This window comes from Alkalispirochaeta americana (assembly GCF_900156105.1).
Classification (GTDB): domain Bacteria; phylum Spirochaetota; class Spirochaetia; order DSM-27196; family Alkalispirochaetaceae; genus Alkalispirochaeta; species Alkalispirochaeta americana.
The window spans coordinates 1-22,833 of sequence record NZ_FTMS01000003.1 but is presented as its reverse complement, the minus strand read 5'-3'; the positions used below and the strand labels follow the sequence as shown (position 1 = coordinate 22,833).

The 22,833-nt window shown below is 56.6% G+C and carries 22 protein-coding genes and 1 rRNA gene; all 23 read right to left on the bottom strand.

What is annotated here, in order from left to right; genetic code table 11:
* Window positions 1-16: 16 nt before the first annotated feature.
* Window positions 17-1,003, bottom strand: a complete 987-nt coding sequence (locus BW950_RS02975; protein WP_076487810.1) for a tyrosine recombinase — start codon at window positions 1,001-1,003, stop codon at window positions 17-19.
* Window positions 1,000-2,031 carry a DNA-processing protein DprA gene (gene dprA / locus BW950_RS02970; protein WP_076487809.1) on the bottom strand — a complete coding sequence of 344 codons (1,032 nt, stop codon included), beginning with the start codon at window positions 2,029-2,031 and terminating at the stop codon, window positions 1,000-1,002. The genes BW950_RS02975 and dprA overlap by 4 nt, the downstream gene beginning before the upstream one ends.
* Window positions 2,028-2,813, bottom strand: coding sequence for a tetratricopeptide repeat protein (locus BW950_RS02965; RefSeq protein ID WP_159438705.1), 786 nt, complete (start codon window positions 2,811-2,813; stop codon window positions 2,028-2,030). Before BW950_RS02965 ends, dprA begins: the two co-directional genes overlap by 4 nt.
* Before the next feature lie 28 nt (window positions 2,814-2,841).
* Window positions 2,842-3,762 (bottom strand): site-specific tyrosine recombinase, encoded by a 921-nt coding sequence (locus BW950_RS02960; protein ID WP_076487807.1) that lies wholly within the window; start codon window positions 3,760-3,762, stop codon window positions 2,842-2,844.
* Between the two features lie 20 nt (window positions 3,763-3,782).
* On the bottom strand, window positions 3,783-4,991 hold the full coding sequence (gene ftsZ / locus BW950_RS02955; RefSeq protein ID WP_076487806.1) for a cell division protein FtsZ: 1,209 nt from the start codon (window positions 4,989-4,991) through the stop codon (window positions 3,783-3,785).
* A gap of 63 nt (window positions 4,992-5,054) precedes the next feature.
* On the bottom strand, window positions 5,055-6,281 hold the full coding sequence (gene ftsA / locus BW950_RS02950) for a cell division protein FtsA (RefSeq protein WP_094336437.1): 1,227 nt from the start codon (window positions 6,279-6,281) through the stop codon (window positions 5,055-5,057).
* On the bottom strand, window positions 6,271-7,104 hold the full coding sequence (locus tag BW950_RS02945; protein ID WP_143559102.1) for a cell division protein FtsQ/DivIB: 834 nt from the start codon (window positions 7,102-7,104) through the stop codon (window positions 6,271-6,273). Before BW950_RS02945 ends, ftsA begins: the two co-directional genes overlap by 11 nt.
* Complete coding sequence (ftsW, locus tag BW950_RS02940) at window positions 7,097-8,326, bottom strand: putative lipid II flippase FtsW (RefSeq protein ID WP_083943673.1); 1,230 nt, start codon at window positions 8,324-8,326, stop codon at window positions 7,097-7,099. The genes BW950_RS02945 and ftsW overlap by 8 nt, the downstream gene beginning before the upstream one ends.
* Window positions 8,269-9,348 carry a phospho-N-acetylmuramoyl-pentapeptide-transferase gene (gene mraY, locus BW950_RS02935; RefSeq protein ID WP_076487804.1) on the bottom strand — a complete coding sequence of 360 codons (1,080 nt, stop codon included), beginning with the start codon at window positions 9,346-9,348 and terminating at the stop codon, window positions 8,269-8,271. The genes ftsW and mraY overlap by 58 nt, the downstream gene beginning before the upstream one ends.
* Window positions 9,341-10,903, bottom strand: a complete 1,563-nt coding sequence (locus tag BW950_RS02930; RefSeq protein WP_076487803.1) for a UDP-N-acetylmuramoyl-tripeptide--D-alanyl-D-alanine ligase — start codon at window positions 10,901-10,903, stop codon at window positions 9,341-9,343. Before BW950_RS02930 ends, mraY begins: the two co-directional genes overlap by 8 nt.
* The gene (locus BW950_RS02925; RefSeq protein ID WP_076487802.1) at window positions 10,890-11,180 is read right to left on the bottom strand and encodes an FtsB/FtsL family cell division protein; all 291 of its coding nucleotides are present in this window, start codon (window positions 11,178-11,180) and stop codon (window positions 10,890-10,892) included. The genes BW950_RS02930 and BW950_RS02925 overlap by 14 nt, the downstream gene beginning before the upstream one ends.
* The gene (rsmH, locus tag BW950_RS02920; protein WP_234969013.1) at window positions 11,177-12,238 is read right to left on the bottom strand and encodes a 16S rRNA (cytosine(1402)-N(4))-methyltransferase RsmH; all 1,062 of its coding nucleotides are present in this window, start codon (window positions 12,236-12,238) and stop codon (window positions 11,177-11,179) included. The genes BW950_RS02925 and rsmH overlap by 4 nt, the downstream gene beginning before the upstream one ends.
* Before the next feature lie 51 nt (window positions 12,239-12,289).
* Window positions 12,290-12,733 carry a division/cell wall cluster transcriptional repressor MraZ gene (mraZ, locus tag BW950_RS02915; RefSeq protein ID WP_076487801.1) on the bottom strand — a complete coding sequence of 148 codons (444 nt, stop codon included), beginning with the start codon at window positions 12,731-12,733 and terminating at the stop codon, window positions 12,290-12,292.
* Window positions 12,734-13,063: 330 nt separating this feature from the next.
* Window positions 13,064-14,704, bottom strand: coding sequence for a glycoside hydrolase family 57 protein (locus BW950_RS02905; RefSeq protein ID WP_076487799.1), 1,641 nt, complete (start codon window positions 14,702-14,704; stop codon window positions 13,064-13,066).
* Window positions 14,705-14,711: 7 nt separating this feature from the next.
* Window positions 14,712-15,416: a DUF4912 domain-containing protein gene (locus BW950_RS02900; RefSeq protein ID WP_076487798.1), complete on the bottom strand. Its 705-nt coding sequence runs from the start codon at window positions 15,414-15,416 to the stop codon at window positions 14,712-14,714.
* A 51-nt stretch (window positions 15,417-15,467) separates the two neighbouring features.
* A complete protein-coding gene (locus BW950_RS02895; RefSeq protein ID WP_076487797.1) occupies window positions 15,468-16,271 on the bottom strand; it encodes a hypothetical protein in 804 nt (267 codons plus the stop codon).
* Window positions 16,268-17,383 carry a hypothetical protein gene (locus BW950_RS02890; RefSeq protein ID WP_076487796.1) on the bottom strand — a complete coding sequence of 372 codons (1,116 nt, stop codon included), beginning with the start codon at window positions 17,381-17,383 and terminating at the stop codon, window positions 16,268-16,270. Before BW950_RS02890 ends, BW950_RS02895 begins: the two co-directional genes overlap by 4 nt.
* A gap of 5 nt (window positions 17,384-17,388) precedes the next feature.
* Window positions 17,389-18,204, bottom strand: a complete 816-nt coding sequence (locus tag BW950_RS02885) for a TP0443 family flagellar-associated protein (RefSeq protein ID WP_076487956.1) — start codon at window positions 18,202-18,204, stop codon at window positions 17,389-17,391.
* Window positions 18,191-19,903, bottom strand: a complete 1,713-nt coding sequence (gene recN / locus BW950_RS02880) for a DNA repair protein RecN (protein ID WP_076487795.1) — start codon at window positions 19,901-19,903, stop codon at window positions 18,191-18,193. The genes BW950_RS02885 and recN overlap by 14 nt, the downstream gene beginning before the upstream one ends.
* Window positions 19,896-20,759: an NAD(+)/NADH kinase gene (locus BW950_RS02875; protein WP_234969012.1), complete on the bottom strand. Its 864-nt coding sequence runs from the start codon at window positions 20,757-20,759 to the stop codon at window positions 19,896-19,898. The genes recN and BW950_RS02875 overlap by 8 nt, the downstream gene beginning before the upstream one ends.
* Window positions 20,760-20,854: 95 nt before the next feature.
* The gene (locus BW950_RS02870) at window positions 20,855-21,928 is read right to left on the bottom strand and encodes a DegT/DnrJ/EryC1/StrS family aminotransferase (RefSeq protein WP_083943672.1); all 1,074 of its coding nucleotides are present in this window, start codon (window positions 21,926-21,928) and stop codon (window positions 20,855-20,857) included.
* 17 nt (window positions 21,929-21,945) lie between these two features.
* Window positions 21,946-22,425 (bottom strand): chemotaxis protein CheW, encoded by a 480-nt coding sequence (locus BW950_RS02865; protein ID WP_076487792.1) that lies wholly within the window; start codon window positions 22,423-22,425, stop codon window positions 21,946-21,948.
* Between the two features lie 320 nt (window positions 22,426-22,745).
* A 5S ribosomal RNA gene (gene rrf / locus BW950_RS02860) occupies window positions 22,746-22,833 on the bottom strand; the annotation flags it as partial.

Genomic DNA, 22,833 nt, shown 5'->3' with positions numbered 1-22,833 from the left:
TCCTTCATCGTATAATTCATTGTTCTTTTTTTATCTCTGTGTCCCGGTCCATCGCTGTACCTCGGCCACACTCTGTGCCCCGGTCCATCGCTGTGTCCCGCCGCAATCGTGCATGGGGATGGGCCTGGCGATAGATCTGACGGAGCCGATCCATTCCTACCTGGGTGTATATCTGGGTGGTGGACAAACGGCAATGCCCAAGAAGCTCCTGTACCACCCGGATATCTGCTCCATGATTCAGCAAATGCGTTGCAAAGGAATGGCGAAATCCGTGAGGAGTCAGATATTTCCCCAACCCTGCATCAGCAATTCGCCTGGTTATAATCCCCGCTGCTCCTCGGGGGGTGAGGCGCCCCCCCCGCAGATTTATAAACAGGGCCTTGGTCGTCACCAATCCCCGCTGGACCAGGAACTCGTGACGATGCGGTAAATACTCCCGCAGAACCTCAAAGGCGGTATCTCCCAGAAAAACAAACCGGTCTTTTCCGCCTTTTCCGTGCACCAGGAGCGCCCTCTTCCGAAAGACCAGATCGTCCACGTTGGCTCCACAGATCTCGCTGATCCGTGCTCCCGTGGAATAGAGAATCTCCAGGAGCGCCCGTGTACGCAAGCCCGCCAGGTCATGACGATCGATATCCAGAAGCTGGGCCATCTCCTTCTCGAACATCGTAGGGGGCAGACGCCGGGGAGTTTTGACACTCCGCACAGCTTCCGCCGGGTTGAATCGTATCTTCTCTTCTTCCTGAAGAGACGAAAAAAACCCCTTCACCGCCGACAGCCGTCGATTCACACTGGTTGCGGCGACTCCCTGGGTCCCCATGGCCCGTATCCAGCGCCGCACCAGCCGGGAGTCCAGGGAAGAGAGGGAATCGCATCTGTGCTCTTCCAGGAAAGCACAAAAAATATGCAAATCCCTTTGATACGCCTCAATACTGGCAGGGGCCAGACGGCGAACATTCCTCAGATAGTCCAGGTAACGGGCAACCTCTTCGCCTATTGTCACGGCCGCACCTCCCCGGGAAGATCAAAGAGCGCCAGCTTTGCCCGTTCTGCAGCATCCCCTGGAGAAAGATCAGTGCCGGGAGAAAGCCCCTCACCCCTGCATTCTACGGCCCCAGGCCCAATCAGTTCCAGCACGGCCTCGGAGTTCTCTACCAGGGAAGCCCCCGCCTGGAGCAATCGGCGGCACCCCGTCCAGGCAGCCCCGACAGCATGCACCATCACCTCTACACCAAGCTGCAGACCAAACTCCGCCGAGATAAGCGCTCCCGAGGGCTCAGGAGCCTGAAAAACGACCACACCCGCCGAGAGTCCCACCACTATCCGGTTTCGTGCAGGAAATTGATACCGTCGGGGAGGCGCACCCGGGGGATATTCGCTCACGATCGCTCCCCCCTGATCCAGAATGTCAGCTCCCAGCGGACGATTCCCCGCTGGATATACCGCATCAATTCCGCTTCCCAGAACAGCTACGGCCACGCCCTGGGCACCCACCGTTCCCCGATGGGCGGCAGCGTCTATTCCACGAGCCAGGCCACTCACGCACACAATACCCCTCCGGGCCAGATCATAGCCTGCCTGGAAAGCCGCCACCTCTCCCTCATGGTCAGGCTGACGAGTCCCCACCAGGGCAATTCCCCGGCGCTGAACCTCCCGGGCATTCCCCCAGCCGTACAAAACAGCCGGGGGGTCGTAGATCTCCCGCAAATGGGCGGGGTACCCGGCATCGCCAATCCAGAGAATCCATCGCTCCCCTCCAGAGAGCCAATCAAGGTCGAGCTTCGTCTCTGCCAGAAGCTGCCGGGGATTCCAGGCTGTTTTGCGCAGAGGACGCCCGATAATCCGTTCCACCCGGTAGTGATCCAGCTTCAGCAACTGTTCCGTCCCGGGTGCTTCCGCAAGCAGACGGATCCGCTCCAGAGGCCGCAACGGGAGGAAACGGCCCGCCATGAGCAGGGCATCTCTCTCGGGAGCGGGTTGCGCCAGAGCCCGGCTCAGCACATCATCCCGGGTGCAGACCTGGTCCCTCACTGCCAGTTCCTCCTCAACTCGTCACGGTTTGCAGCGGCCCGTCGGCGTTGCTCCGCAGCGGGCGCAGTCCGGGCAAGATCATCATAAATCCGGCTCGCTTCAGCCAGTTCTCCCGTACGAACCAGGACATGGGCCAGGAGAAAACGAACGGCCGGGTCCTTTGTTTCCAGCTCCGCCGTGCGTCGGGCATACTCCAGCGCCTCTTGGGGGCGATCAAGTTCAAAGGAGAGCAGAACAGAAAGCCCGAAAAGAGCCGCCCGGTACCGGGGATTCAAAGCAATCGCATCCCGATAGAGAGCCTCGGCTTGCTCCAGGAGCTTCTCCCGGCCTCCGTCGATCCGATGGGCCCGGGCAGCCCGGCCGGAAGCAACAGCAGCCAGGTAATACAGCACGGGGTTGTCCGTCTGGATCGCCAAGGCCCGCTGCAGAGCCTCCAGGGCAGGGCCGTGCATTCCCTGCTGCATCAGTTCATTGGCAAGCAGTTTCTGGAAGGAGGCCTCCCGGGCCAATGCCTCCGTGACCTCTTCCACCTTGGATCGGTACCGGCGAGCCTCCCGGCGGAGTTCCGCAATCCGTTCGGGCGCCACCTCAACCCCCTGATACTCAACTCCTTCGGTGGCACGCAAAAAATCGAGCTCCGGTTCCTTTTTCTCGGGACATCCCGAAAGAAGCAGAACTGCTCCTCCGAGCGCAACCGCCGCCACCACGAAGAGAAAGACTTCCGGAATCTTTCTCCGCAGCGGCTGCGCCCCCCCGAGGCGGTGGAACCGGAGCTTGATCATCACATCCATCCTCCCCCGACACACCTGCTCACACCGATGAGTCTTCCCGGTCGGCAGCCCCGCCCCGGGGATGATACTGCTGGTGATAGGCCCGCAGATCCTCGGTGTCGATATGTGTATATATCTGGGTTGTGCCAATGTCGGCATGGCCCAGAAGCTCCTGGACGGCCCTCAGATCCGCCCCGCCCTCCAAAAGATGGGTGGCAAAACTGTGGCGCAAAGTGTGCACCTTTGCCTCGATTCCCACAGCCCGGGTAAGTTCGTGAAAGCGTTTCCACATTCCCTTGCGGGAAAGCCTTCCCCCCAGACGGTTTACAAAGACAGCTCGCTCCGAGGCAACCTTTACAAGGCAGGGCCGGGCCTCGGCAAGATATCGTTGAACCCAGCGGGCCGCCTCCTCACCCAAAGGCACCAGACGTTCCCGATCACCCTTCCCGCGAACCAGCACCAACCCCTCGTCGAGGTACAAATTATAAAGCTCCAGATCAACCGCTTCAGAAATTCGCAACCCGCAGGAGTAAATCAACTCAAAAAGAGCTCGATCGCGGACCCCCCCGGGGGAAGCCAGATCAATCTGCTCGAGCAAACGTTCCACCTCCTCCACCGAGAGCACCCCCGGCAGGCGATGTTCACCCCGGGGAGAGCTGATGGTCGTAGCTGGATTGTCAGGACGCAACCCTTCCAGAACACAAAACTGAAAGAAAGACCGCAGAGCCGAGAGCCCCTTGGCCACAGTCCGGTGATCCAGAGGAGCATCGGCATGCTGACGGTGAAGAAGATAATCGATCACATCGGCCGTAGTGAGCAGCGACAGCTCCAGACTTCGATCCTTTGCATACACCTCGGCTCCAACACACTCCCGCAGATAGGTCTCCACGGTCTGCTGCGAGAGACGCAGCTCCACCCGAAGGTAATCAGCAAATCGGTCCAGTACCGTCGTGGAAACCATCACTTCCTCCAGAACTATCCTCAGCGGTTCCCCGAGAGGCGCCGATTACGCAAAATTGCGGGGACCCCCAGGCGAATCTCCTCCTCGCCATCTTCCGCAAAAAGGTCGTCCTGGTGCGGGTTCGACCGCGTGTAGGTATTCCAGGAATCGAGGGTAATAAACTCAGGCTCTGCTTCCTTGGGCTCGGATTTTCCTGGATCGGCAGAAACCGTTACCGTTTCCTCTTCCCGGCAAAGACCGCTCTGCTCGGATTCTCCGAAACCGGTGGCGATCACTGTAACCCGCACCTGCTCATCCAGGGTCTGGTCAACGGTAGTCCCGGCAATAACAAGCACCTCGGCGTCGGCGTTGGCGGTGATAATCTTCATTATCTCCTCGTACTCCGAGAGAGAAAAGCTTGTACCTCCGGTAACGCTCACCAGTATTTTGTCAGCCCCCTCTATCCGGGCATCTTCAAGCAGGGGATTATTGATCGCGTTGGTAGCTGCATCGACAGCCCGATTATCACCATCGCCGGAGCCGACTCCCATGAGAGCGTCACCCTGTCCCGCCATAACTGTTCGGACATCGGCAAAATCAATGTTGATCATTCCCTCTTTGGTAATGAGATCACTTATTCCCTGGACCCCCTGGCGAAGAACATCATCGGCCACCAGGAACGCGTCGGTTATGGGAGTATCCTTGGGAACGATTTTCAGCAGATGCTGGTTCGGGATAGTAATAAGCGTATCCACAGCATCGCGCAACCGGGAAATCCCCTCCTCGGCGAGCTGTTTCTTTCTCCGGCCCTCAAAATCGAAGGGCTTTGTCACCACAGCCACCGTGAGAATTCCCAAACTCCGGGCAATATCAGCGATCACCGGCGCGGCCCCCGTGCCCGTTCCACCACCCATGCCGGCGGTAACAAAGACCATGTCAGCACCTTCAAGCACCGACCGAACCTGATCCTTGTCTTCCTGGGCGGCCTTTTCCCCGATTTCGGGTTTTCCCCCCGCACCAAGACCACCCGTTATCTTGGTTCCCAGAGGAATCCGGACCTCCGCCTGGGACCCCTGAAGAGCCTGCAGATCGGTATTCACCGCGATAAACTCGACATTGGTCAGCCCCGACTGAATCATCCGATTCACCGCGTTGCTTCCGCCGCCACCGACACCGATCACCTTGATCACCGTGGGACTCGTCCCACTTGAGGCGATCGAAAGATCGTCCTCATAAACCTGAAAATTCATGCACTACCCTCCCCTTGTGCACAGGATCAAAACCTCTACCGCTTCTTCAAGCGTGCAAATCCATTAAAAAAAGTGCTTCATCCACTGGGTGACGCGCTTTAAACCTGCTTTCCGTCGTTCCGTTCCGCCCGGGACATCTCCCCCACCACTGTGCCAGGTGCGCAACACCAAGCCTACGGCGGTGGAGAACTCCGGACTCTGATAACGATCAGCCAATCCTCCATGACGACTGGGCTGGCCGATACGCCCGCCCAGATCGAACACATCCTGGGCGAGTTCCACAACTCCCGGCAACAGAGCCCCTCCGCCAGTAAGAACAAGCCCGCCTGCCACACGATCCAGCATGCGCTGGCGGTCCAGTCGCTCGCGAACCAGGCGGAAAATCTCTCCCATTCGGGGCTGAACAATTTCGCAAATCTGCTCTCGGGTGCACTGGATAGGAGCTCGACCACCCACCCCCGGAACAAGAACAGGTTCGCCCTCTTCAACCAGCGCCATATAGGCGCATCCGTCCTCTCGCTTGATCTTCTCGGCCGACTCCACAGAGGTGCGAAGCATGATGGAGAGATCCCCCGTCACCTGGCTCCCCCCCATGGGCAGAACAAAACTGCTGAAGGGAGCACCGTCCTGGTACACCATGACGTTGGTGGTCCCTCCCCCGATATCGATCAGGAGAACTCCCAGATCTTTTTCGTCCTGGGAAAGCACCGCTTCAGCAGAGGCGATGGAGTTAAACACCACCTGCTCTATCTCAAAACCGGCCCGGTTTACACACTTCACCAGGTTCTGCGCTGCCGTCACAGAACCGGTGATAAGATGCACCTCCACCTCCAGGCGGACACCGATCATATCAAGAGGGTCCTTGATTCCTCCCTGCTCATCAATAACGTAATTCCGGGGGATCACATGGAGAATCTCCCGGTCCATGGGAATCGAGACAGCCCGGGCGTTTTCGATAACTCTGGCGATATCCGCCGGAGTTATCTCTCGGCCCCGTCCGGTCACGGCAACAACACCACTGGAGTTGAGTCCGCTGATATGACTTCCCGCTATACCACTGACAACACGCTTTACCTCGCGTCCTGCCATCTGTTCAGCCGATTCGATCGCGTCCACCACGCTGCGAAGCGTGGCTTCGATATTTATAACCACCCCGCGACGAAGACCTGACGAGGGGGATGTCCCCACTCCGATAATCTCCAGGGGTTCCCCGGGCCGGACCTCGGCGATTGCCACAGTGACCTTGCTGGTCCCGATATCGAGCCCCACAATCATATTTTCACCTGCCACGGGCTCCCTCCTTCATGCGGTACACCACCTCTCCTGACCGGAAATCGACCTCCGCCACCTGATCTGCCGTCTCCTGTTGCGACAGGATATCCAGGACAACGAGAATCCACCGGCATAACTCCGGTGATATCCTGTCACCAATGCGCACGGGTATCCGATAATCTGCGGTAAACAGCAGTATATCCACTCCTCCGTTGTTACGGGGCACAACCCGAAGCTCTGATATTCGCTCAAAAAGTTTGGGTTCTTCCAGACGGAGCCTGTGCAAATCCTCGAGCAGCTGCTCTAGCATCCGGGGCATACGAGACCCCACAGGAACTCCCTGAAAGGTTATACCCGAGAAAACGGGAAGATTGGCACCTCCCAAGTGTTGTCCAGCATCAAAGATCACTCCTTCCCTGTCAACAGCCGCCAGAACATCGCGGTCGCCCCGGGAGAAGATCGTCAAGACCAGCGGCCTTCGACGGACAAGATCAAGGCGGAGCGCGTTGGGGAAGATTTTTTCCGCCCGGGCTTCACGAATCAGGGGATTCCTCTTGAGTCGAGCCACCACCTCGGCGGGCCGAAGGAGAAAATAATTCATCCCCCCCGTGATACCAGCCTGGTGCAACACCTCTTCCCGGGACATATCGAAATCAGCGTGGACATGGATGCGGGTGATTTTCAACCAGCTGCCCTGCACCACCAGAAGCCCCCCCAGGAGCAACGCACCAGTAACGGCGAGACCCCATAATACTCTCCACCGGTTTCCACCGGCGGGCATCCGCCTGGGCGCAGGAGAGGCAGTGCTTCGGTTTCGCCGGAATGAGGCGGCCTCAGACACGTGATCCCTCCCACAGTCTCGGTCCTTTGGGAGCAGAGGGAGCCGCGGCGTTCATGATCAAACCACACATGATCATGGTTACTACCAGCGATGACCCCCCGGAAGAGAAAAAGGGCAAGGGAATTCCCGTGGCCGGCAACAATCCAGCCACAACCGCTACATTTATCATCACCTGAACGGTTATGCTCATGGTGAGGCCGTAGATCAAGAGATACCGAAACCAGTCTTCCTGGCGACGCGCCAGGGCGATCCCCCGCAAGGTGAAGAGCAGAAACGCCGAGAGCACCAGGAAGACACCAAAGAACCCGATTTCCTCTCCCAGAACGGCAAAGATAAAATCCGACTGGACCTCGGGAATCCCTCCCATTTTTCGCACACCCCGACCGATCCCCACACCCCAGGGGCCTCCCTCAGCCAGAGCTCGACGAGCTGCCATGACCTGAAAGCCACTGCCGGCAGGATCGAAATCGGGGTTCAAAAAAGCGACAACCCGGCGGACCCGGTGTTCCCGACTGAACAAGGCGATCAAACCCAGAGGAACCGTAAGAGCGGTGAAGCGAAAAAAATACCGGACCGGCACGCCGGCTGCAAAGAAAATCAGAACCGTCAGCAACAGCAGAAAAATCGCCGTGGAATAATCGTTCTGCAACAGAACAAAAACGGCAGCCACCACCGCCACCACCAGAGGTGGAAGAATAAAAAAGCGGTGCCGGGGAAAATCCCCCTCCCGTTTGGACAGAAGATGCGCAAGATGTATCACCAGAACTAACTTGACCAGCTCCGATGGTTGAAATGAGAATCCCCATAAAATGATCCAGCGGCTCGCTCCCATATACCGGGCGCTTATCCCGGGAAGGAAGGTCATGGCCATAAGGACCGCCACAGCAGAAACAAGGTAGCACAATTTGCGACGAACCAGATTCAGGGGAACAAGCGCTGCACCGGCGCAGAGAACTACCCCCGCCAGCACCCATAGAGCCTGACGCAGCACAAAGCGCAGAGGTTGATTGTAGAGCTGTTCTGCACGAAACCAGGAGGCCGAGAGAAGCATCCCGAGGCCCACCACAAGCAGAAGGACCACCAAAGCCATCAGAATGGGGTCAAATCGGGAGATCTCGTCGTTACTCTGTTCCACGAAAAAACTGTTTCGTCCGATCACCACCGTCACCGAATCTTCAGCGTGGAGAGACTCAGAATCGCGAAGAGCCCTCCCAGTATCCATAAGCGAAGCACCACCTTTGTCTCGGACCACCCCAGGAGTTCGAAATGGTGATGCACAGGCGCCATGCGAAAGACCCGTTTTCCCCGCACTTTATAGGAGAGAACCTGGACAATCACAGACACCGCCTCCATTACAAAGACCCCCCCCACAATGATCAGGAGGATCTCTTTTTTAATCATCAAGGCAAGAACGCCGATCACACCGCCCAGCGCGAGACTTCCCGTATCACCCATCATGATCTCTGCGGGGTGGCTGTTGAACCAGAGAAAACCCACGCAGGCCCCAGCCACAGCAAGGCTCAAGACGGCAAGCTCCCCTCCTCCGGGAATGTAGGGAATCTGCAGATAATAGGCATAATCAACACGGCCACTCACATAGGTGATAACCCCGAAGGTGAGACTCACCATGAGAACCAGCCCCGTAGCAAGGCCGTCCAGACCATCCGTAAGATTCACCGCGTTGGAAGTCCCCACCAGAAGGAGTACTGCAAAGGGAATGTACCAGAGGCCCAGATCCAGCAGCGGACGCTTGAGGAAGGGTAAATAGAGCTGCGTCGTGTGCTCCCCGCCAAAATAGTAGAGCAACAGCGCAATAACGAGAGCCACCGTCACCTGACCGAGGATCTTCCCCCACCCGTTAAGCCCGTCCTTGTCCTTTCGAAGTATCTTGTGAAGATCATCGACCATCCCGATAGCTCCAAATCCCACCACGGCAAGAAGACCGATGAGACTGTAGGCCACCGAGATATCGAGCCAGAGCATACCCGATACAACAATCGAGAAAATAATCAGCACCCCGCCCATGGTAGGGGTTCCTGATTTCTGCTGGTGCGTTTCCGGTCCGTCGGCGCGTATCTCTTCGCCAAAGCGGAGCCGCCGCAGATACTGAATGACCCAGGGACCACACAGAAAGGTAATCAGCAAGGCCGTCACAGCCGCATAGGCAGCACGAAAGGTAATGTATTGAAATACGTTGAACGGCGAAAAATGCCGGCTCAACGGGAACAGAAGTTCTTTAAGCATCGTCAGAGTCCTCCGGATTCAAGAGGTGTTGTAAAGCATCAGATGATTTTGAGACCACCGATCCCTGACTATCCCCCGGGCTTGTCCCGGCAGACATGGAATCAAGCAGTTCAGGCAGAAGCCGCTCCAGTTGAACAGAACGACTTCCCTTCAGAAGGATCGTCTCTCCCCCTGCCAGAAGCGGAGGCACGCCAGCCAGCGCCTCCTGAACCGAGGGAAAGCGGCAGAGCTGTCTCCCCGGGGGAAGAGCTATCTCTTCCAGCTCCTCCAGGCCGTCCCAGGCCGAAGCCGTTCCCGCAGGACCGATCTGGTCTGCGACCCCCACCAGTATAATCAGATCGGGCTCAAGAGAAAGAGCTCTTTCCAGAACCCTCCTGTGGCCAGGAATCGAGGCAGCCCCCAGTTCGGCCAGCTCCCCCAAAATCAGAACCAGCCTGCCTCCGCCCTCATGAACCCGCCGCTGTCTTTCGCTGTGCACAGCAGCCACAGTTTCCAAGGCAGCAATGCACGATTCAGGGTTCGCGTTATAGCAATCGTTCAGAACAAGGCCCCCGTTTTTGCCCTGAAGCAGCTCGCTTCTCCCCGACGGCAACCGAAGTGTCTGGAAACCCTGGCGGACACAATCGGAACCGATCCCCAACGCCTGGGCCACAGCAACCGCCGCAAGAGCGTTTCGACCATTATGCGCACCCTCCAGGGGGAGGGGGTAGCATTCTTCATCTACAAACAGCCGCTGAGCACCCGGATTCTCGCCGGCTTCAAGACGAGCCTTCTGACTCTGCATCCCGAAAAAAAGAACCTCTCCCGGGATTTCTTCTCGCAAATAGGCCGAGAAGGGATCATCCTCAGGGATGATGAGGCGCTGGGGACCATCGAAGCGGGAGGCGATCGCCTTTTTTTCCCGGGCGATAGCTTCCTGACTCCCCAGATTCCCGATGTGGGCCTCGCCAATATTTGTGATCACCGCAAGATCGGGACGCACGATGTCTGCCAGCACCTCCATCTCACCCGGATTGCTCATGGCCATCTCGTACACGGCATAACGGGCGTCGGGATCCGTCTGAAAAACGGCCAGAGGCAATCCCGTCTCGGAGTTCAGGTTCCCGAAACTGGAACTCGTGGGGCCAGCACACCGGAGAATCGATGCGATCATCTCTTTTGTTGTGGTTTTTCCGTTACTTCCGGTAACGCCAATTCGAACAGGCCCTGCCAGGTGTGTCTTGCAATACCACGAGGCCAGTTGGTGCAGCGCCGTGAGGACATCCTGCACGCAGACCACGGGCACGGCCCATTCCTGCCCGCTCAGGGGATCCTCCTGAGAACTCACGACTGCCGCCACAGCTCCCCGACTGATCGCCTCCTGGACGTAACGATGACCGTCAGTGCGCGCACCAGGAAGCGCAAAAAAAAGAGAACCCCGGGAACATTCGCGGGAATCAATGCACACCGACAGCAGGGAGTCCTCCTCCCGGGCCACGGCGGGAGCAGAGAAAAGCACCTCCCCATGAACAGCAAGGGGCAGTTGCCCCAGGCGCAACAACTCACGGAGAGGCACTCAAACCTCCCGAGATATCCACCCGCTGTATGCGATTCGCCGAAAGCGGTTCCAAAGCCAGCTCTGTTTCGGCAAGAGCCCGAATCCTCCGGGGAGATCGGAGCCCTGCGATGCCCACAACCAGCCGTTTGTTCTCTTCCAGAAGCAATCGATGATCCCTCTGGGTAGCAAGAACATCCCGTTCCAGCTGGGTGAAACGGTAGGACTGCCACACATTCGCAAAAAAGAGTGTCGAGATCAGCGTTATTGCCGTTCCGATCATCACGATTTTCGTCATGATCTATCCCCCTGGGACTCTCCTGGGTGCTTTCGCTCCAGAATACGGAGTTTGGCGCTTCGTGAGGCGGGGTTGGTTGCCCTCTCCTCCTCCGAAGGAACGATTGGCTTCCTGGTAATCACCCGAAAGCTTTCCTCTTCCACTACCATCGGCATATGGGAAGGTTCGGAAGAGTTCTTTTCGCGGGACATGTCCCGAAATCGATGCTTTACAATCCGGTCTTCCAGCGAGTGAAAGGTAATGATCCCCAGACGGCCTCCGGGGTTCAGAGCCGCCGCTGCCCGGGGCAGTACCCGTTCAAGCCTTCCGAGCTCATCGTTTACGGCAATCCGGAGAGCCTGGAAGGTTTTTGTTGCGGGATGCGTTCTTCCCCGGCGGTAGGCCGGGGGAACAGCCCTCCGCACGATCTCGGCCAAGTCTGCCGTGGTATGTATTCCCTTTGCATCGCGGGCATCCACAATCGCGGCAGCGATACGACGCGAATAGCGTTCCTCGCCGTAACGGAAAATCACGTCGGCCAGCTCCTGCTCGCTCCTCTGCAGGATAAACTCGGCCGCCGGAAGGCCGTCGCCTGTCGCGTCCAGCCGCATATCCAGAGGGCCTTCCTCTCGCAGGGAGAATCCCCGATCGGGGCTTTTCATATGAATCATCGAAACCCCCAGATCGATCAGAATTCTGTCAAAGCCGCTTCGCTCTGCCAGGACCTCGTCGAACCAGCCACAAACAAACTCCACCCGAGGATCATCTCCAAGCCTTTTCCGTGCCCGGGCCAGCATCTGACTATCCACATCAATCCCCACAACGCGACATGATTGAGAGCGCTCCAGGAAACGGGCAGTGTGGCCCCCTCCTCCCAGGGTGGCATCACAGATCACCCCCCCCGGATGCAGTGGAAAAAAGAACTCTTCCACGGACTGCAACAAAACTGGCTCATGCACAAGATCTGTCATTATCAAAGCATCTCCGCGGTCAAGCGTCTCCATAGCCAAAATATCCCGATTGTCACGGGCTTTTCCGTCTGCACGCACCACGTCCAGATCGCGTGCTTCCCACTTCATTCAATACTCAATGCGGCCAGATCCAGCATCTTCCGGGAAGGATGAAGAGAATCAAAAGAAGGAGACGGCTCCTCCCAGTTCTTCGGCCGCCTCCTGAAATTCATCTTCATTCTCCCGGAGATACGCAGAATATTCGTCCACATCCCATATCTCGATATATTTTTTTATTCCGTGGAGGACGCAATCCTTCTTGAGCCCCACGGTCTCCTTCAGGCTCGGCGGAATGAGAATCCGCCCCGTCTTGTCCAGCTCAATCTCCTGAGCCGGCGCAATAATACGTCGCTGCAGGAGCCTGGCGCGCCGTGAAAAGGGAGACGCAGCCTCCATGAGCTGATCCGACAATTGCTTCCACTCATCGGGGGGGAACAGCCACAGGCAACGATCAATTCCTGCGGTGACCACCAGAGATGATCCTGGAATCTCGCCCCGCAAGCGACTGGGTAGCAACACCCTGCCCTTTTCGTCGAGAACACTCCGGTATTGGCCAGTAATCATCCCTTTTTCACCACAAAATCCTAGTATTTCCCACTCTTTACCACTTCCATTATATACTACCGCACCAAACAAAGCTGTCAATGTTTGTAGACAGAATTCTGCAGATCCGGAAAAAAAAACGGGGGAAAGAGATACACAAACGTTTACCCCTGACATTCCCCGTCTGTCAGGGGTTCAGTGAAGCATCTTTCTCTGAGAGCGTTATAACAGCAAAAAAAACCGAGCGGAGAACCGCTCGGTCAGTCTTTCAGGCAAACAATGTGGCTATCGGAATCTTCAGGATACCAATCCCTCACGCCTCGCCGGCGTGATCCAGCAGACACCCGAGGGTCAGATCAGATCCCTCAAAGCCTCGGTGGTGGCCCGTTTCATCCGGCGATAATTGAGGTCAGGGAACAGAGGGTGTTTTTTCTCGAGCCTCGTGAGCCATTCGGTTCCCATATTTCGCTGAGAGAGGGCTGCGTAGACCCGGGTAAAATTGTACAGGTGTTCCTTGACCCTTCGTTCCGCGTAGGTCACCACGGTGCGGGCGTTCATGATGAACGGCCAGTCCGAGGCCATGGCAAGAAGGACTTCCCGGGCTGCCTGGTTCAGGGCGCGTTCCTTCAACCCCGATTCATCGGGGAACCGGGCCACCAATTCAGCCATTCGCTCTACTGCCTGATGGGTGTGGCGGTAGAGCCAGTCATTGGTTCCATCCATCCAAACCTGGGCGTAGCCCCCGCTCCCCCAACTGGAAAAAGTGGGAGCCACCTCACCGGCAGGGCCAAACTCGTCCAGATAGGACGACGGGGTGGTCATGGAAAAAGGAGCGCCCTCTGCACCGTTGGCCTTCACACACTCCTGCTGATCCTCGTGGGCAACACGAAAAAGTTCTTCCAGCCACTGTGGCCCCTCGAACCACCAATGACCAAAGAGCTCAGTGTCAAAGGGGCTGGTTATTACAGGTTCTGCGGAAAGAACCTCTCCCAGTCGTGCACTATGCTCTTTTTGGCGAGTGTAGAAATCGCGGGCGTGTTCCCGGGCCTTTCGTCGTCCTGCCTCCTGGTCATAAAGCTCTTTATCGTCGGTTGGTCCGGTAATGGCGTGATACTTGAATCCCGTATCTATTCTGACGTTTCCATCGTGGATAAACGGCCCTACCTGCTCCAGGGGGAGATCGTAGCCGATATCGCGGTAAAAATCCCGGTACGAGGGATTGGTGGGATATCCCTGGTTTGATGACCAAACCCACGTCGCTGTGTAGACATCGCGAGGAAAAACAGCAACCCCCGCCTTTGTAGCGAGAGGTGCGTAAGTTCCCGTATCGGGAGAGGGCTCGCCAAAGAGAACCCCGTGGGCAGCCCCAACAAAATATTCGACCCCCGCATCGGCGAGAATCCGGTCAAGCCCCTCGTAATAGCCGCATTCGGGGAGCCAGAAGCCACGGGGCGGACGCCCAAAGTGCTTTGTATGACTCTCGACCCCCAGCTCCACCTGGCAACGAACCACCTCGGAATAGCTGCGGTAATTGGGAAGAAAGGCATGCGTGGCAGCCGTGGCGATCAGCTCAATGGTCCCCTTCCGGGCGAAGCGGTCAAAACCCTTGAGGATATTTCCTCCATACAGAGAATGAAGCTCTTCGCGGTCCGTGGTGTAACGGGAATGATACATGCGAGCCAGGGAATGAACAGCCGGTTCGCCCGCTGTCCGATCCAGTTCCTGCTCTGCCAGTTCAATGTTCTTGTCCAGGAAGCGCCCGTAGCGCTCCATCAGAAGAGGATCCTGGAGCATGAAACTCAAGGTAGGCGAAAAGCACATCGCCATGGGCGAAGGAATTCCTTCGGTATCAAGGCGGTGCATCATCCGCAACAAAGGAAGGTAGGTTTCGCTGATCGCCTCAAAGAGCCATCGCTCTTCCAGGAACGTTTCGTACTCAGGATGGCGTACCAAAGGCAAATGCGAATGAAGAATGAGGATAGATTTTCCCACGATAATGTTACTCCTGCGTCGACTGTGCAGCGTCGCTGCCGAAGGGACTCACTTCCAGATACTCCATACCGCAGAGCTCAAAGAGCGCCATCTGCTGGGGCGTCATCGCCTCGGGCATCACCGGCAAATGAGCCGCCGGGACGTACACTCGATTGGAAACAGCCAGAAGTTCCCGACGATGCTGGTTCAGCCCGATCAGCTGAATTCGATACGAAGTCTGTTGCCTGGGAATGTGTATGTACCAGCTTGAGTCACTCAGCTGCACAGGAATCTCAAAGGAGTCACGAATGATGATCTCCTGTTTTTCCCGCTCCACCTCAATAACCCGCAGGGAGATTCCGTCAAAACGGGAAGACTCACTGTACTCCCGTTTCTTCGCCGAGCTTAAATCCCAGTAAGCAAAGGCCCAGCGAGGATCCCTCAGCATCAGGGTTATTTTGTTTATCTCGTAGTCATCGGGAAGCTCAAAGCTATCCAGCTGCTCCCCTGTCAGAGGCGTATCGTCATCGTTGATCAGAGCAAACTTTTTTTGCTGAATTTGAACGGTAACACTGTTATTTTGTTCCCGATCCTCTTGGTTCTCAGCGATCAGATCCTGCAGCTCCTCGATAACCGATGAACGATCCGTATCCGGCCCAAGATCCAGCCCGTTCTGCTCTGCCAGGGTAAAAAGGGCTTGCAGGGACAGTTCTTCCAGGCGACGTCTAATCACGCAATCATCTCCAAAGAGATTACCGCATCATGGAAAAAGCATCGGGAAGTGTCAAGGGCCGGGCTGGGCAGACTGATCCTCCCGGACGGTAAAGCGCAGGGTTCTTCGCTGCAACGTCCGATCAAACCGCACCGCCTCCAGCACGAAGGCCCCCCGCCCAGGACGTGCGTCGAAGCGAAAAAGCTCAAAGCCCCCGGAGGGTTCTTCAAACCGATCAAGATCCCGGGGAAACACAAATCGTTGTTGTACTTTTTTCTCTCGCCCTTCAAGAAGGCGTATTTCCCACGGCAACCGTGAAGCATCAAGGCTTCCGGGAGGAATGCGCAAGACCACCTCTCCTTCCATCAAAGCCGAGGGGTGCACCGGATCTCCCTGCTGAACAAACTCAACCTGGGGCAAGCCGGTTTTTCCAAAGACTTCCGGCTCGGACCACAAAAGGCGGGGATTAACCTGATCCTGAAGAACTTCATCCCACAGAACTACATCGATCCAGGCAAGATGTTCCTCCTTGCCACTTCCCTGCCGGGGGAAGCCCTCGAGCGACCCTTCGCTAAAGTAGCCGGAAATAAACCCCTCCCGGTGCCGGATCGCCACAAAGTTCGCCTCCCGAGGTATAGCCGAGGTTCGAAGCGATTCTGTCCGGGGGGGGCTGGATCGAAAGATTACCTCTCCCGGAGCGATGGCCCGGAGGGCGTTGTCCCGGGAACGAGGAACCAGGCGATAGACAAATCCCGCTGCAGAATTTCCTTCTTCAAGATCAAAAGATCCATCCACAGGCCAGCCCCACCCCTCCTCAAGCGCCCCGGCAGGCGAAAGGACCAAAGCGAGAAGAAGAAGGCCCACAGTCACAATCATCGTGTCACCTCAAGCGCAAAGAAGCGATCGTTTCGCTCGACCACCAGAAGATCCTCTCCCGCTGCAGCAAAGCGGGCTCCCGGCACGGACCAGGCCACAGGTCCCCGGCGATCCTCTCGGGGGCGATCAAAGCCGGCAAGGGTCCACAAGGCCAGGGAGAGGCCCTGATCCTGTGCGGCGGCGACCAGGAGTTCTCCCCCCGCACCTGGGATCACCGCTGCAACAGCTCCCGCCATGGAAGCATTGCTATACCGAAGCTCATTGGCCTGACTGTCGAGAACAAGAAAGCGCTCCTTTAACCCGACCATCATCAGGAAATCACTCATCTCGTGAAATGCCAGAGGCTCCTTCACAGCCGCTTCAGGGGGGATCTCTTCCCGCATCCGGGGCTCCTTATCGCCATACCGAAAAAGCTCTACCATCTGGGGATCACGCCCACGAACAACCAGCACATGGGGAGTGTTTCCGGATATGAGCTTTATCCCGAATACCGGACCCATTGCGGAGGCTAAAAAGTACTGTTCCTCTTCGATTCCCTTGAAATCCAGCCGGTGGAACGATACTTCCCCAAAAAGGTCGCCCAGAACAGCAAACCCGAAATCTCCCTCATCCCCCCGACCAGGAAGTGCATCAAAGGCAGAAAGAGCCACTCTTCGGGGAAGATGGATTTTCCCTCCGTAGCGGCTGTCCCGAAGCGTTATCGTCCGCGTTGCGAACTGCGCGAGGATAGAGCCATACAAGCGGGGAACCCCCCGGCGCTCATGAAAGCTGACAGCTCCGGTTCGTCGGTTGGTGACAACCCATCGATCAGCAATCGTCCCCGCCTGATTTATATAAAAATCACCGGAACTTGAAAAAGCGCGATGGCGAATCGCCTTGGAGAGGATCTCTCCGTCAGGTTCGGAGAAAACGCCCAGAGTGCTTCGCCCGACAGCGAAAAGGCCCTTTCCAAAGGACCACCCTCCTGACTCGGACAGGGCTACCATCTCCTGAGAGATCACCCGATCCCAACGGATTCGCACCTGGAGCTCGTCACCTGCCGCACGAGGCACAACCAAGGCCACGGAAACTGCGGCCAGCCCGAGAAGAAGTATCCGTAAAACTGCTCCCACCAGAACTATCCCTTGCGCTTCCGCTGTTGCGCCTGGTTTTTCTCGTCGGCATCCATCTTCGCTTTCCAGACTTCCATCTTCTTCTTCACGTCCTCTGCTTTTTCAGCCTCTCCCAGGACTGTGTAGATGCGGCGCAAAGCAGCAAGAAAGGATATAGCCCTCTTGAAATCGTCGATACGGAGAGTGGAAAGCTCGTACTTCTCCCGGTATCGGTCGGCCGATTGGCTCAAGAGGTAGATGATCAGCTCCAGCATCCCCATTCGAGCCTGATACCCCTCTTCCTGAGGATCCATTCCAGCCAGAAAGGTCTTGAAATTCACCAGGTTCTTTGCTACCGCAGCGTAGCGCCCCTCGAGCTCCACAAAAGACCAGCGCCATTTTGAATTACGCCCGAAAGCATCTACAACCGACTGGATGGTAAAGCCCAATTTTCGTGCAAGCCGATAGCGATTCTCGTCGGAAATACCGTCAATCGACTCCAGAAATTCGGAATATTCCGAAAAAGGGAGATCGATGTGACTGGAGACGACTTCTTCCAGGTAAATCACCGACTGATAACAACTCTTTCGTGCGTCGTTGAGAAAGGCCTCATTTTTTACCCCCAGAAGGGTTACCGAGAGGGCATTCTGCAACAAGAAATAGGAGGCCATATTCAAGCGATCTTCCGCCAGCGTAAGGTACTTATAACTGGCCCCGCTCTGATCGCCTGCGATAACTTTGAGAAGACTCTTCTCACGCTGCAAAATCGCTTCAGCGGTATGCTTGTACTCTTTTATTCGCTCGAAGTACTGTTGCCGCGCTTCATTACTAATCTTTCCCATGAGCATCTCCCCGATAGCGGTCAAGCAGGGCGCGGGCGTGCTCCACACTGTGCGTCTCCTGGCCATCACCAGAGAGCATCCGGGCTATCTCTTGCACGCAATCCTGATCAGCGAGCTTCCGTGCGGAAATAATCGTACGATCGCCCTCTACATGTTTCTCCACCGCTATATGATTATCGGCACGAACAGCGATCGTCGCAAGGTGCGTAATGCAAATCACCTGGGTGTGGTCTGCCAGACTTCGCAAGTGGGCTGCCAGAGCCAGCGCCACCTGGCCTCCAATTCCCGTATCTATCTCATCAAAGACCAGCGTGCGCAGATCATCGCTACCGGCCAGGACCGTCTTGATAGCCAGCATTATCCGCGAGAGTTCTCCTCCCGAAGCAACCTGGGAAAGGGGACGGGGTTCTTCCCCGATGTTTGTGGAAATCAAGAATCGGATTCGATCAGCACCGTGGGGCCCACAGATGAGCCGGCCTGATTCACCTGTTCTGATCTGAACCGAGACGATAAATTCCGCCCGCCCCATGGCCAGCTCTGCAAGAACCTCCCGAATCTGTTTCTGCAGGCCTTGACCGGCCTCACTGCGAAGGGAGCTGAGTCGCCGGGCTTCCTGCCCAAGGCGTTGCTCCAGCAGAAGGATATCATGAGTCAGCTTTTCACGGCTCTCTCCAGCCTTTTCTATCTCGGCCAGAGAAACTCTTGCCTCCTCGGCGTAGCGCAAAACCTGCTCTTCCGTCTCGCCGTATTTCCTGAAGAGCCCCCGCAACAGACCCAGCCGTTCTTCTATCACATCCAGTCGGGCCGGATCATAAACCATTTGATCACGATACCCCGTCACCGACTGAAGAAGATCTTCCATCTCGTAGTAGGAGTTCTCCAGTCGTGAGGCCTCTCCCTCCAGGGATGGATCTATTCGGGCGGCAGCCGCAAGCTCGATCCTGGCTGTTTTGAGCTGTTCCACCAGGGAAGGTGTTCCCGCAAGAGAAGAATCAGTCAGGTGGCAGACTGCCTCAATGTGAGTTGCCAGTTTTTCGTACTGGACCAGTTTTGCTCTCTCTATCTCCAGATCGTCCCACTCGCCGGGACGTATTCCTGCCGATTCTATTTCCTGGAGCGAAAACTCGAGCATTTCAATTTCGCGCTGGCGATCTTTTTCCCGTTCTCTCAGACGTTGCAACTGCTGTTGCACATCTCCCAGACGGGAAAAATCCTCGCCGTACCGGGCCACGTCCGCTTCGATTCCCGCATAGCGGTCAACCAGGCGGCGGTGAGAACTCTCATGAAAGAGTGATTGGTGTTCATGCTGACTGTGTAAATCAAGCAGGAATCCGGCAAATTCCTCCAGATCACTCCGGGTCACAGGAACATCCTGCATATAAATCGTTCCGCGACCGGAGGTCTTCACGGTACGTCGAATCAGCACGACTCCCTCATCGGGGGCAATGTCGCGGGAGGAGAGCCAGGATGCACACTCAGTATGACCTGCCACATTGAATTCCCCCGCCACCATCGCTTCCTGAGCACCGGCACGAACCAGATCGGCCCCTCCCTTTCCGCCAAAGAGCAACGAGAGGGCACCCACGAGAATACTTTTTCCTGCCCCGGTTTCTCCTGTCAACACGGTGAATCCCGGGGTAAAATCCAGCTCAAGGTGCTCAACCAGAATAAAATTGCGGACTGTTATGCGCTCAATCATCCAAACCACCCGCCCAATTCAGTTTGCTTCGGAGGACTTCATAGAACGTTCTTCGATCGGAGCGAACAATCCTCGCCTTTTTCGGGCTGGCCCGCACGATTACGGCATCTCCCTGGACCAGAGGCGTCAGGGTCTGACCATCCACAGTCAGGGCAACCTCTGTCCGTTGCTCCTGCGCAATCGATATTTCCACCACTTCATCGGGAGGAATAACAATTGGTCGGTGAGACAGGGTGAACGGACAGATCGGATTGAGAATCATTGCCTCCATCTCAGGGTGGAGAATAGGCCCCCCTGCGGCAGCAGAATAGGCTGTTGAGCCCGTGGGAGTGGCGACCATCACCCCATCAGCTCGATAGACCCCCAGATACTGATCGCTTAAGCGAACCGTGAGCCGTATCATCCGGGATATGCCTTCCGAAGAAACAACGGCATCGTTCAGCCCCCGGAAGGCGCAGAGAGGCTTCCCCTCTCGCACTACTTCTACATCCAGCACCAGACGATCTCCGATATCGATCCCTCCAGCAAGATATCGTTCCAGAGCTTGCTGCCATTCGTCGTGACCAACTTCGCTGATGAAACCAAAATCACCCAGGTTCACCGGGAGAATCGGCACGTTGTGCCCGGCGAGGACCCGGCTTGCAAAAAGGACAGTCCCATCTCCACCCAGGGTTATAGCCAGATCGAAGCCGTCTTTTTCGGGGAGAGATGAGGACTCTCCCTCGTAAAGCACAACCAGGGCCCTCAACCCGCGGTGGATGCAATAGGATTCGATCTCACCAGCAAGTTCACGGGCTCCGGCTTTTGCGGTGTTGGCAATGACCAGCACCGATTGGATTGGGTCTTTCACTGGCATACTCCCCTGCAGTTCAGTACGGGTGCGCGAAGGAATGCAGCTTGTCCCGCGCCGATTATTCTCGCAACAATACAATGCACAGAATGAGCAGGCGGTCAGGGAAGCGTAGCGAGAACGCGTTCAATCCGCTCCTGGTCAGCCTTGCTCAATGTGGGAAAGAGAGGAAACAGAACCATTCGCCCCGCCAAGGAAAGGGCGTGAGGATACCGTTCCAGAACCGTCCCGGATTCAGAGTCGGCTTCAGGAGGCTCCTCCCGGGAGGTGTCGGCATCGGAGAGGGCATTCAAAATGGTCTCCTGGAAGGCGCGGATCACTGTCACCCCGTGAGTTCGTGCGTAGTGTTCCACGTCCCGGGGCGAGCTTTCCACCAGCACGGGAAGCGCAAAATAGACGTTTTCGCCCTCTCCCGGCTGCACGGGCAGAGAGTGGCGAGTTCGCTGCAGTGTTCGCATGAATCTTCGAGCCAGCTCTCTGCGACGTTCTATGAACGTCTCGAGCTGTTTCATTTGAGTGAGCCCCAAGGCGGAGTTCATGTCGGGAAGAGGCAGATCACCCGACTCCCCGTTCACGGCGCTATTCAGGGCCGAGACCCGGCGAGTGTTACTTGTAGCAACCACCGCCCCGCCTCCTGCAGTAATGATATGATCCGGCTCAAGACCGATTATGGCAAGTTCGCCCACACTGCCGGCCATGACGCTCCCCGTGTTTCCCCCGAGCCCCTCCGATACGTCCTCGATAAGGGGAATCCCAAGTTGGGAGAAGCTTTCCAGATCGGCCACGAACCCCAACCGAGTGTCAACGTAGATTGCATCCAGGCGGAATATCTCATAATCCACGTTCAGGGGAGAAGGAAGAAGAGGGACTTCCTTTTGTGTGTCCAGGAGCACCGCTTCAAAGCCCATTAGCTCTATTTGACGACGAACTGCTTCCGGCGCCAGGACGGAACAACCGATTCGCGCCCCTGCAGGCAGAGTCAAGGCCGTGAGAGCCGCGCGAAAGGCCAAACCCCAGCTACGCAAGGACACCCCACTGCGACGGTTGAGATACTTGGCCAGCTTCTGTGAAAACTCGCTTGCCAAGACGCCCGAACCGATGGAGTCTTCGGCAAGCCGTGTGAGGACCGCATCCATGTCAGCCCGTCTGATAGTAGGTCGAAATGTGGGAATCATGAGAATTGATCTCTTGTTTACCGGGCTATCGTTTCCAGCTGAGCCAGTTCACGCATATTGAAGAGCCTGTCGATATCAAGAATAATCAGGTATCCCTCTTCACGGGCCACGACACCCTCGATGTATTCAGCTCCAATTCCCGAGATCATTTGTGGTGGCTGCTGAATTTCGCCGGCGCTCACCGTGAGAACCCGGGATACTTTATCGATGATGATCGCCACGTGCATTCCCGCCACCCGGATGATCAGAAAACCCCGCAGGAGTTCATCGTCCTCGTCGGCGGCGACACGGGCGAGATGAAAACGCTTGTGCAGGTTTATTACCGGGATGATCTCACCGCGAAGATTAAAGATGCCTTCCACATAAGCCGGCGAATTCGGTATCGGGCGAACCTCTTTGGTTTCCTCAATACTTTTCACCTGCATAATGTCGATCCCATAGTACTCAGCACCAAGCTGAAATGTCACTAACTGTAGTTCGTCGTTATGATCGCTCATGAAATCCTTCCATACCCAGCATAGCGCCCCAACCGATGGTTGGCAAGTCGGTAGCTGACGATTTCCGGGAACTCTTCGCTCAGAGCAGATTTTCCAGGATCGCTCTCTCGGAAAAAGCGAGCTTTTGGTGCCGATTTGTCGTTTTACTCCTGCGCCAGTCACGGTACCACTGTAATTTGCAGCACGCTCACTTCGTTCGGACGTCGGCGCGTTCCTCGGGACCTTGTCCCTGCGGTACGCGCCTGGCACGGTCGTCGCCTTCCATCGAGTTCTTTTTGTATCCCCAGGCCCCTGCGGTTCCTGGGGATACAAAAAAAAACGTCTGGCGACGACCTACTCTCCCACCTTGCGGCAGTACCATCGGCGCGAGAGGGCTTAACTTCCGTGTTCGGAATGGGAACGGGTGGG

Coding starts and splice junctions, on each gene's coding strand:
- BW950_RS02875 (WP_234969012.1), bottom strand. CDS start 20,759: ATGCCAGTGAAAGACCCAATCCAATCGGTGCTGGTCATTGCCAACACC.
- BW950_RS02895 (WP_076487797.1), bottom strand. CDS start 16,271: ATGATTGTGACTGTGGGCCTTCTTCTTCTCGCTTTGGTCCTTTCGCCT.
- BW950_RS02965 (WP_159438705.1), bottom strand. CDS start 2,813: ATGATCAAGCTCCGGTTCCACCGCCTCGGGGGGGCGCAGCCGCTGCGG.
- ftsW (WP_083943673.1), bottom strand. CDS start 8,326: ATGGATACTGGGAGGGCTCTTCGCGATTCTGAGTCTCTCCACGCTGAA.
- BW950_RS02865 (WP_076487792.1), bottom strand. CDS start 22,425: ATGAGCGATCATAACGACGAACTACAGTTAGTGACATTTCAGCTTGGT.
- mraZ (WP_076487801.1), bottom strand. CDS start 12,733: ATGATTACTGGCCAATACCGGAGTGTTCTCGACGAAAAGGGCAGGGTG.
- rsmH (WP_234969013.1), bottom strand. CDS start 12,238: ATGAAGTGGGAAGCACGCGATCTGGACGTGGTGCGTGCAGACGGAAAA.
- ftsZ (WP_076487806.1), bottom strand. CDS start 4,991: ATGAATTTTCAGGTTTATGAGGACGATCTTTCGATCGCCTCAAGTGGG.
- BW950_RS02960 (WP_076487807.1), bottom strand. CDS start 3,762: ATGGTTTCCACGACGGTACTGGACCGATTTGCTGATTACCTTCGGGTG.
- BW950_RS02870 (WP_083943672.1), bottom strand. CDS start 21,928: ATGATTCCCACATTTCGACCTACTATCAGACGGGCTGACATGGATGCG.
- recN (WP_076487795.1), bottom strand. CDS start 19,903: ATGATTGAGCGCATAACAGTCCGCAATTTTATTCTGGTTGAGCACCTT.
- BW950_RS02925 (WP_076487802.1), bottom strand. CDS start 11,180: ATGACGAAAATCGTGATGATCGGAACGGCAATAACGCTGATCTCGACA.
- mraY (WP_076487804.1), bottom strand. CDS start 9,348: ATGCTTAAAGAACTTCTGTTCCCGTTGAGCCGGCATTTTTCGCCGTTC.
- BW950_RS02885 (WP_076487956.1), bottom strand. CDS start 18,204: ATGGGAAAGATTAGTAATGAAGCGCGGCAACAGTACTTCGAGCGAATA.